Raw genomic sequence first — 15,010 nt, 5'->3', positions numbered from 1 at the left:
CCGTCCGACGTCGTCGTTAATGCCCGCCGCCTGCTCTGCCGTCCACGACCGGGTCGTGTACCGTCCATAGGGTGGCGTCCGACACCTGACGGGCGGTGGGGGACCGCACGGGCACTCCAGTATTGACCCAGCCGATACCGGCCGGGCGCTGGGACTTCCGGCCACTCATCCTTGTAAATCCCACAGAAGGGGCTGTAGTGGACCTCAGTCAGTTTATTGTTGTCGGCATTGTGCTTGCCGTGTTGGTGGTGGTGGCGATTATCGCCGCCATCGTTGCGCGTCTTGCACTGCGGATTGCGAGCCCATCCGAAGCACTGATCATCACCGGCAAAGGCAGCCAGGAAAGCCAGCGCGTGGTGTTCGGTCGCACATTCATCAACCCGTTTAGCCAGAAGGCGTTCTCCATCTCGCTCGCCTCACGCCAGGTGACCCTTCAGATTGAGGGCATCTCCAAGAACGGCATCAAGCTTCGGTTGACCGGTGTCGCCCAGATCAAGGTGGGCGGCGACGAAGAGGCGGTGCGCCGCGCCGCCCAACGGTTCCTGAACCAGCAGGATCAGATCGACCATTACACCCAAGAGACCCTGTCCGGTTCGCTGCGCTCCATCGTGGGCACGCTGAGCGTGGACTCGATCATCAAGGACCGTGCTTCTTTCGCCAAGAGCGTCAAGGAAGAAGCCGAGCACTCGATGCACAACCAGGGTCTGGAGATTGATACCTTCCAGATCCAGTCGGTCGACGACGACTCCAGCTACCTGAAGAACCTGGGCCGGCCCGAGGCGGCACTCGCCGAGAAGCAGGCGAAGATTGCCGAAGCGAATGCGGCGCAGGAAGCTGCTGAGGCTGCTGCGATCGCCGACGAGCAGGTTGCGCTCGCCGAACAGCGGCTCGCCATCCGTCGCGCCGAGCTCAAAGAGGTTGCGGACGCACGCCAGGCCCAGGCCGACGCGGCGGGTCCCCTGGCCGCCGCCGAGCAGCGCCAGTCGATCCTGGTCAAGGAACAGCAGGTCGCCTCACGGCAGTCCGAGCTGCGTGAACGCGAGCTCGACATCGAGATCCGTAAGCCTGCCGACGCCGAAAAGTACCGGGTGGAGCAGGAAGCAGCCGGCAAGCTCGAGCAGCGCAAGCGCCAGTCCGAAGCTGATCAGGTTGAGGCAGAAGTGGCGCTGACCAAGCGCCGCCTCAGCGCCGAGGGTGACAAGGTCACCGCTGAGGCTGAGGCCGCCGCCAACACCGCACGCGGTAACGCAGCGGCGTCGGTGACCCGGGCCAACGGTGCAGCGGAAGCTGAGATCATTGCGCTCCGCGGCCAGGCCGAGGCAGACGTTGTCCGGCAGAAGGGAATCGCCGAGGCCGAGGGAATCGAAGCCCAGGCCAAGGCGTACGAGCAGTTCAACGAAGCGGCAATTCTCAACAAGGTGATGGAGATCCTCCCGCAAATCGCTCGGGAAATCGCCGCTCCCATGTCGGGAATCGACAACATGACTGTCATCTCCAACGACGGTGCCACCCAGTTGAGCAAGAACGTGTCCGGCGGGTTGCAGCAGACCTTCCAGCTACTTAAGGACACCACCGGGCTGGACGCCGTCGAGATGCTGAAAAACTGGGGCGCCACGGAGAGCGCTACCACGGAACCGGCGTCGCCAACTGAAAACACCCACGCGACGACGGTCTGATCCACCGGTCGATGAAATCGGCCGTCGCCCGCAGGAAGGTTGCCGCTGCTCTTGCGCGTGCAGCGGCAACCTCCGGGGTGACAGCACCGGTTGACCTGGACGGCCTGGATGAGCACATCCTGCTGAGCGGTCTGATCCTGAACGTGGTGGCGCGGCTCTGGCAGATCCGGATGGACCCGCACCGTGGCCGCTCGAGCCTGTATCAGGTGGCGAAGCCGGGCGCAGGTCCAGGACTGGCGCTGGTGCGCCGAAAACCACGTTCCATCGCCGCGGGTGGGGCCACCAGCTCCTAGAAGGCGGTGCCCCACGCGGTGCCTTTGGCCGCCACCGGCGCTTCCAGTTGGGCCCGCTGGGTGAACTTCCCATCCCGTAAATCGGCACTGACGCGTTTCAGTAGCACTCGCCGGCTTGCCAAGGGGTCGTCCTGGACGGCCTGGAGCAGGTAATGACTGAAGGCGCCGCTATATCGCCCCGCGAAGTCAGCATCCGCCGCTGTCTGATCCGACCGGCAGGCGGCAAACAAGACTGGTTTGGCCTGTACATCGGACCGGACCAGGTCGCGGAAGGCCCGCGGATCCGCGGATTCGGTGAGTTCCAGGCCGAGCGGCGTTGGAGGCGGAACGAACCGGGGCCGTCGGGTGGGAAGGAGGTCCAGCGCCCTGAGACCGGTTCCGCTAGGGCAGGTGTCCAGCACCACGTCGAGCAGGACACCGTCCGGGAGGGTGCCGAGAAGGTCATGCAATTCGTCGTCGAGAATGAGAGTGGCGGCGTCCCACTGGTCGCCCTTCTGTCGCATATCAAAGGTCACGAATGCTTCGTCGGCGCTGTCCGGTTCATCACCCGACGCATCAAGGACCTGGGTGCCGTGGCTGGAGAACGTGAAGACCAGATGATCCCCGGGTTTGGCCCGTTTGAGCATGACCTGCAATTTCCCGACCACCGCGGCCTTCGTAGCTTTCGAATCGAGCAGCACCGCAACATTACGCTTCGCAAATCCGTAGTGCCCGGTGAGCAGCGCGGCGAAGTCCTTGGCATCGTTGACGCAGCCATTTAGCCAGGCGTTGGTCGGAAGGTTCTCGAACTTATTGATGCCAACGCAAAGTGCGTACTTGGCCATGGCACAGTTCCTTCCGCAGGACCTGCCCCGTCGCAGGTATGCCGCAACCTAGCGGGATGGGTGTTACTGAGGCGTTATTTGCTGGCCTCCAGAGCCCGAAAGGTGGCCATCTGCCGATGCCGACGCTGCAGGCTGTCCCGTCGTGGCGAGACCGCCGCATCGGCTGCCTCAGCGGTGAGGTCGATGTGGCGTTCCCCGAAGTGCCACAGCAGCACGTCGTCGAGCAGCCGGTCCGGACCGGGCGAGTAGCGGTGGTCCAACGCGCGTCGAACCGACGTAATGGTGTCGGCCTGGAGCAGCGACGCCAGCGACGTCGTCGTCGTCAGCCCATGGGCGGCCAGCAGTTCCGCAGCCCACCCCCAGTTGTCGTCGGACTTTCGGTCAACGTGGGGAAGGAGGGTCTGCCACACGTCGCGGACGCGGTTGGGGGTCAGGGGGGCGCTTCCCTCCCCGTCCTCATCCCAGAACCCGGTCACCGTCTCATACCGCTCGTGCAGCTCGGCGAAAGCTGATTCCACTGACTCGAGCATCGCGGCGGTGCCCGTGAACTGCCGATCGAAGTAGGGGCTCCACGCCCGGGGATTGGATGCCTTGAACCGGATATCGTGCTCGATCTCCGACCATGCGTGAGCCAGGACCGTCCGGATCTGCACCTCAAGCATGTAACTGCCGCCGGCCTTGGCTGAGGGATCCAGGGCGCGCTGGTACTCTTTGACCGCTTCGCTGTGGATGGTGCGGAGGATGAGGTGCCGGCTCGAGTAGCCGTAAGTGCCCGACTCGATCGTGCCGATGTCCTTCTCTCGATCACCCCGGCAGTCAAACTCCTGCCGCTGCCGCTTGATCAGATTAGCTGCGACGTCCACCTCGTGGGGCAAGGTGGTGATCACCCGAACGCCGACGACGTCGGTCAGGTTTCTTAGCGGGTCGGGGAAAACCAGGGTGGGGGCGTCCCCGGGGACAGTTGAGGCGAGCATGCGTGAAGCCTTGTCGCGGAATGACTCGATACTCTTGGTCCGGGCCGTGACAAACAGTGGGCTGAGCTCGGTGCCGATGAAGATTTCCTGGATGCTGGCCTGCATCTGCCGGGTCACCTCTTCAAGGCGCGGCCGGACCCGTTCAAACTCACGGGTGCTCGCTTCCACCGCGGGGCGGAGACGGTCATCCAACTGATCCCAGGCGCTCATTAAGACTCCTCCGACGATGGCTTCAGGCCATCATATCGGCCGGGTCTGACAGGGCTGGTGGAGCGGTGCTTAGAGCCCACCGCCGATCTGCCCCTGGCGCCCCGCGGTCGGCATTGAGTGGCCGTCCACTGGCCGGTCCTCGTCGCTGGTGGTGCCCTGCCGCGTGTCATAGCTGCGGGGCGTGCGCAGATCACGCGATCGATTCATCAGGCCGGTGATCACCAGAAACAGGCCACCAACCAGGAGGACTACTCCGAGCACGAAGAGCACCAGCGACAGACCCTCGGCCGTTCCGCTGAAAACCTCGAACAGTGGTGTCGGCAGGATAAATAGTGTGGCTACCAGCGCCACGCCACCCGTGATGAGCCGCCGTGTTCCTTTGGTCTGCACTGTTCCCCCTTGATTGGTCCACCCATTCAAGCACCAGGCCTTTCCCTTGGGAAGGGTGGCGCCACTGTCGAGTGAGGGGGCGCCGGTTACGCTGTGCGGTGTGGACAACCTACTCCGACGCACCATTTTGGGCGCCGCTGCCCTCGCCGCCTCGGCTGCACTCGCGGGCTGCGCTGTGGGCAGGCCCGGTCCGCCACCGAAACAACCGGAGGAACCCGTGACACCCCAGCGCTACACCTATGGCGATGATCCCAGCCAGTTCGCCGAGCTGTACCTGCCGGCTGGTGAGATGCGCCCCGGCGTCGTCGTGATTATCCACGGCGGATACTGGCGCTCTGGGTATGGCCTGGATCTGGGGCAACCACTGGCACAGGATCTCGCCTCCCGTGGCTACGCCTGTTGGAACCTCGAGTACCGGAGGGCGGGCAATGGTGGTGGATGGCCGGAAACCTTCGCCGATGTGCACGCCGGAATAGACCTCCTGGCCACGGCGGCCGGTGACCACGGTCTGGACCTGACGGTGACAACGGCTCTGGGACACTCCGCTGGCGGCCACCTGGCGGTATGGGCGGCGGGGCGGTCAACGTTGCCCGACGGCGCTCCGGGCGCCGGGACACCAACGGTGCAGCTGACCGGGGTGGTGAGCCAGTCGGGTGTGCTGAATCTGGCAGACGCCCATGATCAGGGGCTAGGAGATGGTGCCGTGCTGAACCTGCTGGGCGTGGACCCGGCCGAGGATCCCGTTCGGTACCGGTTGGCTGATCCGATGACAGCGATCCCGCTGGCCGTTCCAGTGCTGGCCCTGCATGGTGAGGACGACTCGACGGTACCGCTCAGCCAATCGGACAGCTATGCAACGACGGCGGTGGCTGCCGGTGCGAATGCGGAGTTGATCATGATCCCCGGCGACCACTTCGCGATGATCACCCCGGGGACCGAGGCCTGGACGCGGGTGGTTCAGGCGGTAGATCGGCTGATGTTGGCCTAACCGAATCGGGGGACGCTGCCGCAGGGACCGCAACGAATTACTGTTGAGCAGGGTTCGGAGATACCGTAATCGGACAGACTGAAAGGCGCCCATCAATGAGTGGCAACACCATCCCCGTGCTCGAGATCGGAGGCACCCACCTGACGGCCGCGGTGGTGGAATCCGGAACGTGGGCCATCGATCGGGACACCCTGGCTCGGGTCGACCTGCAAGCCCAGGGGAGCGCTGAGAGCCTGGTTGAGGAGATTGGCGCTGCCGCCGACGAGCTTCGGGGTGAGCCGGGAGCGACCTGGTCGGTAGCGATTCCCGGACCGTTCGACTACGAGCAGGGCGTTGGCCGGTTCGAGCACGTGGGAAAGTTCGATAGCCTGAACGGTTTCGATCTCGGTGAAGCGCTGATGAAGCGGATTAAACCGACCCCCGGAGCGATCCATTTCCTTAACGACGCCGACGCTTTCGGCATTGGGGAATATGCTCTCGGGGCGGCCCGGGGACTTGAACGGGCCATCTGCATCACGCTGGGAACCGGCGTCGGCTCCACCTTCCTGATCAATGGGCAGCCGGTCAGCACCGGGCCGGCGGTCTCACCGGATGGGAGCATCCACCACGAGGTCTATCAGGGCCGACCGCTGGAAAACACCGTGTCCCGACGCGCCATCCGAGCGGCCTACGCCGACGCGGCCGGTTTGAGTCCGGAGACGGGTCCCGACGTTCACACCATTGCTGACCTCAGCCGGGCCGGTGATGAAACTGCACGACTCGTGCTGGACGGAGCTTTCGGAGCTCTGGGCGAGACTCTTGCCCTCGTGATCAGCCGGTTTGACGCGGGGATCCTGGTGATCGGCGGGTCCATGTCCAAGTCCTGGGATTTGGTCGAACCGGCAATTCGCGCGGGGATGGAGCTTGCCGACCCGCGGCTCGCGGATTTCAGGATTGAGCAAGCGATCCTGCCCGACGACGCCGCGCTGGTGGGCGCCGCCTATTGGGCTTCGCTTCGTACCGGCGCCGAGGATTGAGCCGAGGGCTGAGCCCAGAGCTCATGCCTGGCCGTCAGCCGTGGGGCTGACGGCCAGAACCGGGCTACTCCGCCGGAATTTCTGCGTCAGGTGTTTCTTCCAGGTAGGTAGCCTTCCAGGCTCCGTCCGAATAGACGACTCTCGCTGAGTAGATGGTGCCAGCCGGATCGAAGGGGCGGGTCTCCTGGACCTCACCCGATTCGTCGAACGAAGTGTAGGCGTCAGGATTGACGGTGATCAGAGCGTCGACCTCGACGTCCTCAGCCACCTCATCAGCTGGGGTGGTGACGATGATCTGCTTGACCTTCGGCTGTCCGCCGAGAACCCAGCCGCCATCCTCGTACCTGGCCGCGAGTGCCTCAGCCTCTTCGGTTGCTGCTTCGGCGCCATCAAGGGTGGCGAGCAGCTGCTCGGTTTCACCGGTCCGCTGGTTGTAGGATTTCAGCTCGAAGACGTGATGCAGGAAGGCTCGCGCGCCTTCGGGGCTAGCCTCGGCCATGAGGTCGTTGGTTTCCGGAGCCTGGATGTTCTGCGCGGGAGCTGTGGAGCTCGCTGGCGTGGGCGCGGCAGCCTCGGAAGGGGCAGCGGGTTCTGATGCTTCGCCGCAGGCGGTCAGCGAGGCGAGGGCGATGACGGCGATGGCCGCCGCGTTCTTGATCTTCATGATTTTCCCCAACAACTAGTGATAATCGGCGCCGCGGATAGCGGCAATCCCGCACCATCCTAGCCGTAGCCTTAGGCAACTAGCGGATTATTTCGACGAGTGTGCGTGAGATCACACAGGCCGGGTTTCCGCCTGTGGCCCCACCCCTGTTGTCCTTGCAGGGGTCTTCACGTGCCGGGATGCTAACTTGTTAGCGTGCTCACAGTGATTGGGGAAACCCTCATAGACGAAGTCATCAGCGATGTCTCCTCGCCCCGCGCCCATGTTGGCGGTAGCCCCATGAATGTGGCGGTGGGCCTGGCGCGGCTGGGGCACCCCTGCCGGTTCATTGGGCGTTGGGGTGACGACCAGTACGGCCGGATGATCCACGAACACCTTCACAGCAACTCGGTGCTGACCCCGATCGGCCCAGATAGGCACCCCACCAGCAGTGCAACGGCACGCCTGGACCCTGCCGGGGGTGCGTCCTACACGTTCCAGCTCGTCTGGGACCTACCAACTGTCCGCGAGCAGATGGACCTGATCCTCGACGGCACCACCTTGCTGCATACCGGGTCGATCGCCACCATGCTGGAGCCAGGAGCGGCTGAAGTACTCGCCGTCGTCCAGCAGGCTCATCCATTGGCCACCATTTCCTACGACCCCAATTGCCGTCCCAGTATCGTCACCGATGTGGATTACGCCCGCGCGCAGGCCGAGAAATTTGTTGCCCTTGCGGACGTGGTGAAGGCCTCCGACGAGGATCTCGAATGGCTCTATCCGGGCCAGGACGTGTTCGAGACGGCACGGCTCTGGCTGGCCAAAGGGCCCGCCATGGTGGTGGTGACGCGTGGTTCCCTCGGCCCGTGGGCCGTCGTCGCACGTGGTGAGACCTCGGTGCGCGCGCCGGCTACCCAGGTGGTAGACACGGTGGGCGCGGGGGACTCCTTCATGTCGGCGCTCCTGGGCTCGCTGGTGGACCGCGGGCTCGTGGGGGCGCAGGTGCGGAATGACCTACGCCACATATCCGTTGAGCAGGTGGAAGCGGTCCTCTCCTACGCTGCAAAAGCGGCGGCAGTGACCGTTTCCCGTGCCGGTGCCAATCCACCGGTGCGCAGCGAGCTAGGAGTAGACCCCAAGTGAACCAGGAGCAGTTATGACCCGCGATCCTTACGCAGACTTGCCAGCAGTCCCCGAATTCACCCTCACCAGCACTGACATTGAGCACAACCAGCCGCTGGATGCGAGGCACGCGTCCGGAGTCATGGGGATCGACGGCGGGAAAGACCTGTCACCCCAGCTGTCCTGGAGCGGGTTCCCGGACGGGACCAAGAGCTTTGCTGTGACGGTCTACGATCCGGATGCCCCAACGGCCAGCGGCTTCTGGCACTGGGCGGTCTTCAATCTCCCTGTGCACACCACGTCCCTGCCTACTGGTGCCGGGGCCGAGGGGAGCACCGACCTGCCGGAGGGTGCCATCCAGTTGAAGAACGACGGCGGCTTCAGCGGCTTCATCGGCGCCGCCCCACCGTCCGGCCATGGACCGCACCACTACCATGTTGTCGTGCACGCAGTAGATGTGGAAAACCTTGAGGTGCCCGCGGAAGGCAGCAATGCCTACCTCGGGTTCAACCTCTTCTCGCACACCCTCGGTCGGGCGCGCCTGATCACCACCTTCGAGCAGTAGGCCCGGCCCAACTAGCTCCCTCCCGATGCCCCGGATGCGTGCCATACCCCGGGGCATCGGCCTGCTCCAGGCAGGTACGCTTAAGGTCACCTGCCCACTAAAGGAGTACCCGCATGCGCCTGGTTGCCAGCGACATGGACGGAACTATTGTCGGTCACGACGGCAAGATCAGTCCCCGCACCGTCGAAGCGTTTCAGAGGTGCCTGGATGCTGGTGTCGAGGTGGTATTCGTTACGGGCCGGCCGCCGCGCTGGCTGGACCCGCTGCGTGAACAGTTGGGTCACCGCGGCACCGTCATCTGCTCCAACGGCGCGGTGACCTACAACCTGAATGATGAACAGGTGCTGAGCGCCCACCTGCTCGAGCACAGCAACATCCTGGCGGCGCGCGAAATCATCCTGGACCTCTATCCCGCGGCCGCTTTCGCCGCCGAGACTGTCACCGGATTCCACATTGAGCATGGGTTCGCCGAGGAGGGGGCGGTCGAACTACTCGCTGGCGCAGTAGCAATGCCCCTTGCGGATTCGCTGGGAGGTCATGATGTCATCAAATTCCTGGCCCGTGAGCGCGAGGTACAGCCCGACAATTTCCTCAACCGGGTCCGCCCGGCAGTCGCCCATCTGGTGACTGCCACCCATTCTGCGCCCAGTGTCGCCCTCCTGGAGATGTCCATGCCCGGCATCAACAAATCGGTCACCCTCGCCAAGTTCGCGGCCAGTCGGGGCATCAGCCAAGCCGACGTCGTCGCCTTCGGAGACATGCCCAATGATGTGCAGATGCTCAATTGGGCTGGTACTGGCTACGCGATGGCGTCGGGGCATCCTGAAGCCATCGCCGCGGCAGACCAGCAGGCGCCAGCGTTTGAGGATGACGGGGTGGCGCAGATTCTCGAGAAACGTCTCGCCGCGCTGAGGGCCTCCCTCTAGGCATGTTGCCGTACCTGCGAAACGTCGGGCGGAACGGGGAGCAACGGCCGGTTGCCCTGTCGCATCGCGGCTTTTCGCTCGACGGGCTGGAAAACTCGATGGTCGCTTTCGAGGCGGCAGTCGAACTGGGTTTCGGCTATTTGGAGATCGACATCCGCACCACCCGCGATGGCGTGGTCATGGTCTTTCACGACGCACTCCTGGACCGGGTGTGCAGCGCTTCGGGGCCGGTAGCGGAACGCTCGTTTGACGAGTTGCGTACCGTCCACATTCAGGGCGCCGAACCGATCCCCACCCTCGAAGAGGTGCTGACCCGGTGGCCGGCGATGAAGTTGAATATCGACATCAAGGACGACGCCTCCGTGGAGCCTTTTGTTGAAATAGTTGAACGCCTGGGCGCGCATGATCGGGTGCTGGTCGCGTCATTCTCGGACCGCCGCCGCCTGCGGGTCCTGAGGCTGCTATCGCGACCGGTAGCTTCTTCGGCCGGACAGGCGTGTTCAGCGCTGCTTTGGTTGCTGAGTCCGCTGGGCCAGACCCGGCGCCTTGCCCGGATGGTCCGGGTCGACTGCCTGCAGGTTCCGGTCCGGCACGCCGGAGTGACTGTTGTGACCGAGCGGTTCGTCCGACGCTGCAGGCGAGCAGGGTTGCCACTTCACGTCTGGACCGTCAACGACCCTGAAGCGATGGAACGGCTGCTCACCCTGGGCGGCGGCGTGGACGGTCTGGTATCCGACCGTGCAGACCTATTGGCGGAGGTCATGCACCGCAGAGGGTGCTGGCCCCAGTAATCCCGCCCGCCCTCTTTCCCTGCCAAAAGAGTGCTTGACCTGCACGTTAGGTGTTGCTCAACGACTAACGTGCGGCTGCGGCACTTTTTCGGCCGAGGTGGCTTCGGTCCACAGGTGAAACAGGGCATACGCCCGGTATGGCCGCCACCGTTCAGACAGGGTTTCGGCTTCCCTGATACTGGGGTTTCCCATGGCGCGGCGCAACACCAGATCACCCGGGGTGAAGGCGTCCCGATCCCCGAGGACTCGCACCGTCAGGTAGTCGGCAGACCATGGTCCGATTCCCGGGATGGCCAGGAGGGCGGTCCGGGTGCTGGCGGGGTCGCCGTGGAGGGTGAGCCCATCGCAGAAGGCCCGGGCAACGTGCTGCACCGTGGCTCCCCGGGTTCGGGTCACGCCCACTGCAGTGCGGAGCTGCTCCGGCGGGGCGGCGGCAAGCACCTCGGGAGTGGGGAAGACGGTAAGGCCAGCCACCCCGGGTGTTCCGTAGGCAGCGGCCAGCCGCCCGCCAAACGTTCCGGCGGCCGCCACCGAGACCTGCTGGCCGAGGACCGTCATGATCGCAGCTTCGAACGGTTCGGGATAGCCCACAGCACGCAGGCCGGGACGGTGTCGGACCAGCGGACCCAGCAGGGCGTCATCGTCGAACGCTGTGGCTACCGCTGTGAGATCCGTGTCCAGGTCGAGCCAGCGCCTGATGGTTGCCGTGAGGCCAGGGAGCTGGCTCGAGGGCGCAGAAGTGCTCACGTCAACCCCGGAGGGTCTAACGGTGACGGTGACAGAGTGGTGCCCGGTGGTGGTGCTAAGGAGCCGGGTGTGTGAGCTGCCGGAGCGATCCGGGAGCTCACAACCGGGGATGAAGTGATTTGCGAGCAGGGAAACCATGGGTACGGTCTCGACTGAACCGTTGGCTGCGAGAAAGAAGTTGTTCACCTACTGCAGCACCGGATCCGTCAGGGTTCGCAGGTACTTGAGAGCGCGGGGGCCGTACGTGATCATTGCCGAATCGTCGGCGTGGATGAGGAGGCGCAACCACGATCCATACCGGTGCAGCCGGGCCAGCTTGAGCGCCGGCTCGACGGCGAGACGTAGCTCAGCGAGGGAAGCGTAATCGGTCCAGCACTCCAGGTAGGCGGTGACGACGCGGCGGATCCGGGCATCGTCAACAGTTGTATCCCACTGTTCCTGCATCACGGTCAGTGGAACGTAGAGCGAACTGAACGGGTGGGCCCAGTAGGAATCGCCGAAGTCGAAGAACCTCAGTGGCGCTGTGGTGGTGCCCGGGATGAAGGCGTTCCCGGAGTGCAGATCGTTGTGTTCCAGGCTCAGGGGGACCCCCGAGGCCAGGACCGCTGCAGCGGCCTCCTCCAGGGCTGGAATGCTGAGGTAAACCCCGTCGGCGGCCTGCGGTGAAAGATGCAACGGATGTTCGGGGGGCAGACCGGTGTGGAGGAGCAACTGGTTGCTGGCGAAATTCCCGGCGATCGCGGGGTCCATGCTGACCAGCCCGGCGGCGGCCAGCGGTGCACCATGGGGGGCGAGTTGTTTCTGCAGGTCGGCGAAGTCCCTCACTACCCGAACCCATAGCTGGTAGTCAGTCGATTTGAGGGAGTCAAGGGTTTTGCCATGGTCCGGAGTGAGCAGCCAGCCCTTGGTCGGCTCAATCGCCAAGGGAGTCACCACATGGTCCGGCACCAATTCGGACATGCACGCCACGAGGGCCGCCTCGGCGAACTGACCCGGGTTGTTCGCTTTAAACCAGAGCCGCCCGTGATTGGTGGGAACCGTGAGCTGGGTGGACCAAAACCGAATCCGGGCCGGCTCCAGGGGGCCGGTCTGTGACAGTTCGCAACTGTCCAGTACCTGCGTGATCCACTGCTGGACCTGTTCCCGCCATTCAGGGGACGCCCAGACCTCTTGCAGATCCATCAGGACTCCATCAGGCCGGCTGAGGGGGGTCCGTCCCGCCGGCCCATTTCCCTGGCGGTGATCAGCCCGGAGTCCCCAGTGCAGGTTCCCCTGCTCACGCCGCCCAACAGCCCGATCCTCAACATCACACCAGTTTAGGCACTAACGGGAGTGCGGAGCTCACAGGGGGCTGAGTGGGGCGGGGGTCAGGCGAAGGTTTCCAGCCAGTCGAGGGCTGCCTCCTCGGAGGTGAAGAACTGCGCGGGATGGGAGGCGTTGTCGGCGAAGGCGGCAACCACCCGGTCAACGGGGTCCTCGCCTAGGAGAGCGATGGCGGTAATCTCCTGCTCGGTGCAGATGGCCCGGCGGGCCGCATTGGTGAACGTCACAGCCGTCATGCTCATCAGAATCCGCCGGGATGCTGGATTGAGGAGCGATGCATCGAGGGTGGCCCTCGCGTCGTCGACCGTGACCACTGTGGATGGCCGCCACCAGACGTGCAGAACGCCGTCTTCCCGCAGGGTCAACCGTTGGGTCAACCGTTGGGTTTCCTCGGCATCCGGGTCGCGTTCAGATGTAGTGGTTATACATGAAGTGTCCATGATGTGTCCTGAAATCTCAGCAAATCCATTTAACTTTGTAGTAAGTGTCAGTGGGGTACTTCGTAGTCCACGACGGTTTGGATGTGTCCGACAGAACACCAAAAGACGTCACCTGGTTGCCTTACTAGTGTTTGGTGGAAAGGAGCTCGGACAGTTCCTGCTGCATCTCCGGGAAGCGCTGGTATCCGTCGGTGGACCCGAAATGTCCACCGCCGGGGACAGTGATCAGCGTTGCCTGCAGTCTGGCAGCGAGCCGGGCAGAGGCGGCAGGATCGACCACTGTGTCGTTGTCTGACCTGATCACTGTGCATCGGGTGATCACCATTTCGTCGACGAATCCGTTGTCGGCGGTGAAGGGGTCGAGCAGTGGAAGTGAAGCGATGGGTTCGGCGAACCCCGCGACCAGGATTAGCCCCCTGAGCGACCATCCCGGCTTCAGTGACGCCAGGTAGCGAAGCGTGGCAATGCAGCCGAGGCTGTGGGCAACTATCACCGTGTCGTGGGTGGGACGACCGATGGAGTGGTGGAGTTCGGCAGTCCAGCCACTCTCCGTTGGTTCGTTCGGGGTCGGCAGCTTGAGCACCGTCACGCTGTCCTGTGCCGTGGTGAAGCGGGACTTCAACCACGGAAACCAGTGCTCGCCGGGCGACGCCTGGTAGCCGTGAACCACGAAGATCTTCATGCGGCTCAGCCCAGCTTCGAAGGCCGTGACCCTTTGTCGGAGGCATCGACGTCGTTAGGCCCGGTGAGATGTTCGCTGCCCCGCCAACGGGCGAGCCCGTTCATCACGTGGTAGATCGCGAGTGTCGCCGCAGTGCCCAGGGCAATACCTTCGAAGGTGAGCTCCCCAATGGTCCAGGTGAAGTTGGCGATGCCCACCACCAGGGCAACCCCTGCGGTGGACAGGTTGATGGGGTTGGAGAAGTTCACCTGGTTCTGTACCCAAATCCGGACTCCGAGGATGCCGATCATGCCATACAGCACCACTCCCGCGCCCCCAATGACCCCCGCCGGGACAGTGGCGATCAGGGCACCGAACTTCGGGAACAGGCTCAGCAGAATTGCGACAATGCCTGCCACCCAGTAGGCGGCCGTGGAGTACACGCGGGATGCCGCCATCACACCAATGTTCTCCGCATACGTGGTGGTTCCGGAGCCACCGCCGGACCCGGCGAGCATGGTGGCAAGACCATCGGCCATCAGTGCGCGCCCGGTGACCGGGTCAAGGTCGCGGCCGGTCATAGCCGCCACCGATTTCACGTGACCTATGTTCTCGGCGACGAGGACCAGCACCACCGGTATGAAAAGACCGACCACCGAGAGGTGGAACTCGGGGGTCTGGAATGGGGGTAGACCAATCCAGGCAGCGTCACCGATTGCGGTGAAATCCACCTCACCGCGCAGCATGGCGACAACGTACCCGGCCAGAACACCCACCAGGATGGACAGTCGCCCCAGGATGCCCTTGAACAGGACCGTGACCAGAAGGATCACCACCACGGTGATCAGGGCGGTGAGGGGAGCCTGCTCAAAGCTGGCCTTGGCTGTGGGCGCGAGGTTCAGCCCGATCAGCGCGACGATCGCGCCGGTGACGATTGGCGGCATCACCACCTGGATCCAGCGCGATCCCGCCCGGTGCACAATGGCGCCAATAATCGCCAGCACCGCACCGGCCATGATGATGCCGCCAAGCGCGCCGGCCGGGCCGTGCTGGCTTTGCGCGGCGGCGATCGGAGCGATGAACGCGAAGCTTGACCCGAGGTAGCTCGGTACCTTCCCCGCAGTAATGATCAGGAAGAGGATGGTTCCGATGCCCGAGAACAGGAGGGTGGTTGCCGGGGGAAACCCGGTAATCAGGGGGACCAGGAACGTCGCACCGAACATGGCGACGACGTGCTGAGCACCAATACCGATCGTCCGCGGCCAACTCAGCCGCTCATCAGGGGCAACGAACTGTCCCGGAAGGACGTTCTTTCCGTCGCCGTGAACTGTCCAAGCGGTACCGAGCCTGCTCATGGCTGTGCCTTCCAAAGATGTGGGGTGATCTGTCGGAAATCCTACCGTCCGGCGCGGGATGTTACG

The 15,010-nt window shown here is 64.1% G+C and carries 17 protein-coding genes; 8 read left to right on the top strand and 9 right to left on the bottom strand.

Features of this window, described 5'->3' with window-relative positions; translation table 11 throughout:
• The first annotated feature begins 197 nt into the window (after positions 1-197).
• Both ABD059_RS02940 and ABD059_RS02935 read left to right on the top strand, forming a co-directional pair.
• Positions 198-1,676: a flotillin family protein gene (locus tag ABD059_RS02940; protein WP_343877682.1), complete on the top strand. Its 1,479-nt coding sequence runs from the start codon at positions 198-200 to the stop codon at positions 1,674-1,676.
• Between the two features lie 11 nt (positions 1,677-1,687).
• Positions 1,688-1,969 carry a hypothetical protein gene (locus tag ABD059_RS02935; RefSeq protein WP_343877681.1) on the top strand — a complete coding sequence of 94 codons (282 nt, stop codon included), beginning with the start codon at positions 1,688-1,690 and terminating at the stop codon, positions 1,967-1,969.
• Here the strand turns inward: ABD059_RS02935 and ABD059_RS02930 are convergent.
• The 3 genes from ABD059_RS02930 to ABD059_RS02920 form a co-directional block, all read right to left on the bottom strand.
• The gene (locus ABD059_RS02930; protein WP_343877679.1) at positions 1,966-2,793 is read right to left on the bottom strand and encodes a caspase family protein; all 828 of its coding nucleotides are present in this window, start codon (positions 2,791-2,793) and stop codon (positions 1,966-1,968) included. The genes ABD059_RS02935 and ABD059_RS02930 overlap by 4 nt on opposite strands.
• 74 nt (positions 2,794-2,867) lie before the next feature.
• Entirely contained in the window at positions 2,868-3,977 is a 1,110-nt protein-coding gene (locus ABD059_RS02925) for a GTP pyrophosphokinase (protein ID WP_343877678.1), read from the bottom strand.
• A 69-nt stretch (positions 3,978-4,046) separates the two neighbouring features.
• Positions 4,047-4,367: a hypothetical protein gene (locus ABD059_RS02920; protein ID WP_343877677.1), complete on the bottom strand. Its 321-nt coding sequence runs from the start codon at positions 4,365-4,367 to the stop codon at positions 4,047-4,049.
• 100 nt (positions 4,368-4,467) lie between these two features.
• Here ABD059_RS02920 and ABD059_RS02915 point away from each other — a divergent pair, with 100 nt between their 5' ends.
• Together ABD059_RS02915 and ABD059_RS02910 are read left to right on the top strand one after the other, a co-directional pair.
• Entirely contained in the window at positions 4,468-5,355 is an 888-nt protein-coding gene (locus tag ABD059_RS02915; protein WP_377959515.1) for an alpha/beta hydrolase, read from the top strand.
• A 95-nt stretch (positions 5,356-5,450) separates the two neighbouring features.
• A complete protein-coding gene (locus ABD059_RS02910; protein WP_343877675.1) occupies positions 5,451-6,371 on the top strand; it encodes an ROK family protein in 921 nt (306 codons plus the stop codon).
• A 64-nt stretch (positions 6,372-6,435) separates the two neighbouring features.
• Here ABD059_RS02910 and ABD059_RS02905 read toward each other — a convergent pair whose 3' ends face one another.
• Entirely contained in the window at positions 6,436-7,035 is a 600-nt protein-coding gene (locus tag ABD059_RS02905) for a DUF6318 family protein (protein WP_343877673.1), read from the bottom strand.
• A gap of 195 nt (positions 7,036-7,230) precedes the next feature.
• Here ABD059_RS02905 and ABD059_RS02900 point away from each other — a divergent pair, with 195 nt between their 5' ends.
• The 4 genes from ABD059_RS02900 to ABD059_RS02885 all read left to right on the top strand — a co-directional run bounded on the left by ABD059_RS02900 (position 7,231) and on the right by ABD059_RS02885 (position 10,418).
• Positions 7,231-8,157, top strand: coding sequence for a carbohydrate kinase family protein (locus ABD059_RS02900; RefSeq protein ID WP_343877672.1), 927 nt, complete (start codon positions 7,231-7,233; stop codon positions 8,155-8,157).
• Between the two features lie 13 nt (positions 8,158-8,170).
• Positions 8,171-8,701, top strand: a complete 531-nt coding sequence (locus ABD059_RS02895) for a YbhB/YbcL family Raf kinase inhibitor-like protein (RefSeq protein ID WP_343877671.1) — start codon at positions 8,171-8,173, stop codon at positions 8,699-8,701.
• 113 nt (positions 8,702-8,814) lie between these two features.
• Positions 8,815-9,627, top strand: coding sequence for an HAD family hydrolase (locus ABD059_RS02890; protein WP_343877670.1), 813 nt, complete (start codon positions 8,815-8,817; stop codon positions 9,625-9,627).
• 2 nt (positions 9,628-9,629) lie between these two features.
• Positions 9,630-10,418 (top strand): glycerophosphodiester phosphodiesterase family protein, encoded by a 789-nt coding sequence (locus ABD059_RS02885; RefSeq protein ID WP_343877669.1) that lies wholly within the window; start codon positions 9,630-9,632, stop codon positions 10,416-10,418.
• 57 nt (positions 10,419-10,475) lie between these two features.
• Here ABD059_RS02885 and ABD059_RS02880 read toward each other — a convergent pair whose 3' ends face one another.
• The 5 genes from ABD059_RS02880 to ABD059_RS02860 form a co-directional block, all read right to left on the bottom strand.
• A complete protein-coding gene (locus ABD059_RS02880; RefSeq protein ID WP_343877916.1) occupies positions 10,476-11,303 on the bottom strand; it encodes a DNA-3-methyladenine glycosylase family protein in 828 nt (275 codons plus the stop codon).
• Positions 11,304-11,351: 48 nt separating this feature from the next.
• Positions 11,352-12,347 (bottom strand): phosphotransferase, encoded by a 996-nt coding sequence (locus tag ABD059_RS02875; RefSeq protein WP_343877668.1) that lies wholly within the window; start codon positions 12,345-12,347, stop codon positions 11,352-11,354.
• A 185-nt stretch (positions 12,348-12,532) separates the two neighbouring features.
• Positions 12,533-12,928: a DUF7793 family protein gene (locus ABD059_RS02870; protein ID WP_343877667.1), complete on the bottom strand. Its 396-nt coding sequence runs from the start codon at positions 12,926-12,928 to the stop codon at positions 12,533-12,535.
• Between the two features lie 124 nt (positions 12,929-13,052).
• Positions 13,053-13,610 (bottom strand): RBBP9/YdeN family alpha/beta hydrolase, encoded by a 558-nt coding sequence (locus tag ABD059_RS02865; RefSeq protein WP_343877666.1) that lies wholly within the window; start codon positions 13,608-13,610, stop codon positions 13,053-13,055.
• A 5-nt stretch (positions 13,611-13,615) separates the two neighbouring features.
• Positions 13,616-14,944 (bottom strand): uracil-xanthine permease family protein, encoded by a 1,329-nt coding sequence (locus ABD059_RS02860; protein WP_343877664.1) that lies wholly within the window; start codon positions 14,942-14,944, stop codon positions 13,616-13,618.
• Positions 14,945-15,010 lie beyond the last annotated feature (66 nt).

It is taken from the genome of Arthrobacter flavus, assembly GCF_039526005.1.
Classification (GTDB): Bacteria; Actinomycetota; Actinomycetes; order Actinomycetales; family Micrococcaceae; genus Arthrobacter_D; species Arthrobacter_D flavus.
The sequence above is the reverse complement of the archived record's forward strand: the minus strand, read 5'-3'. Positions and strand labels throughout refer to the sequence as shown.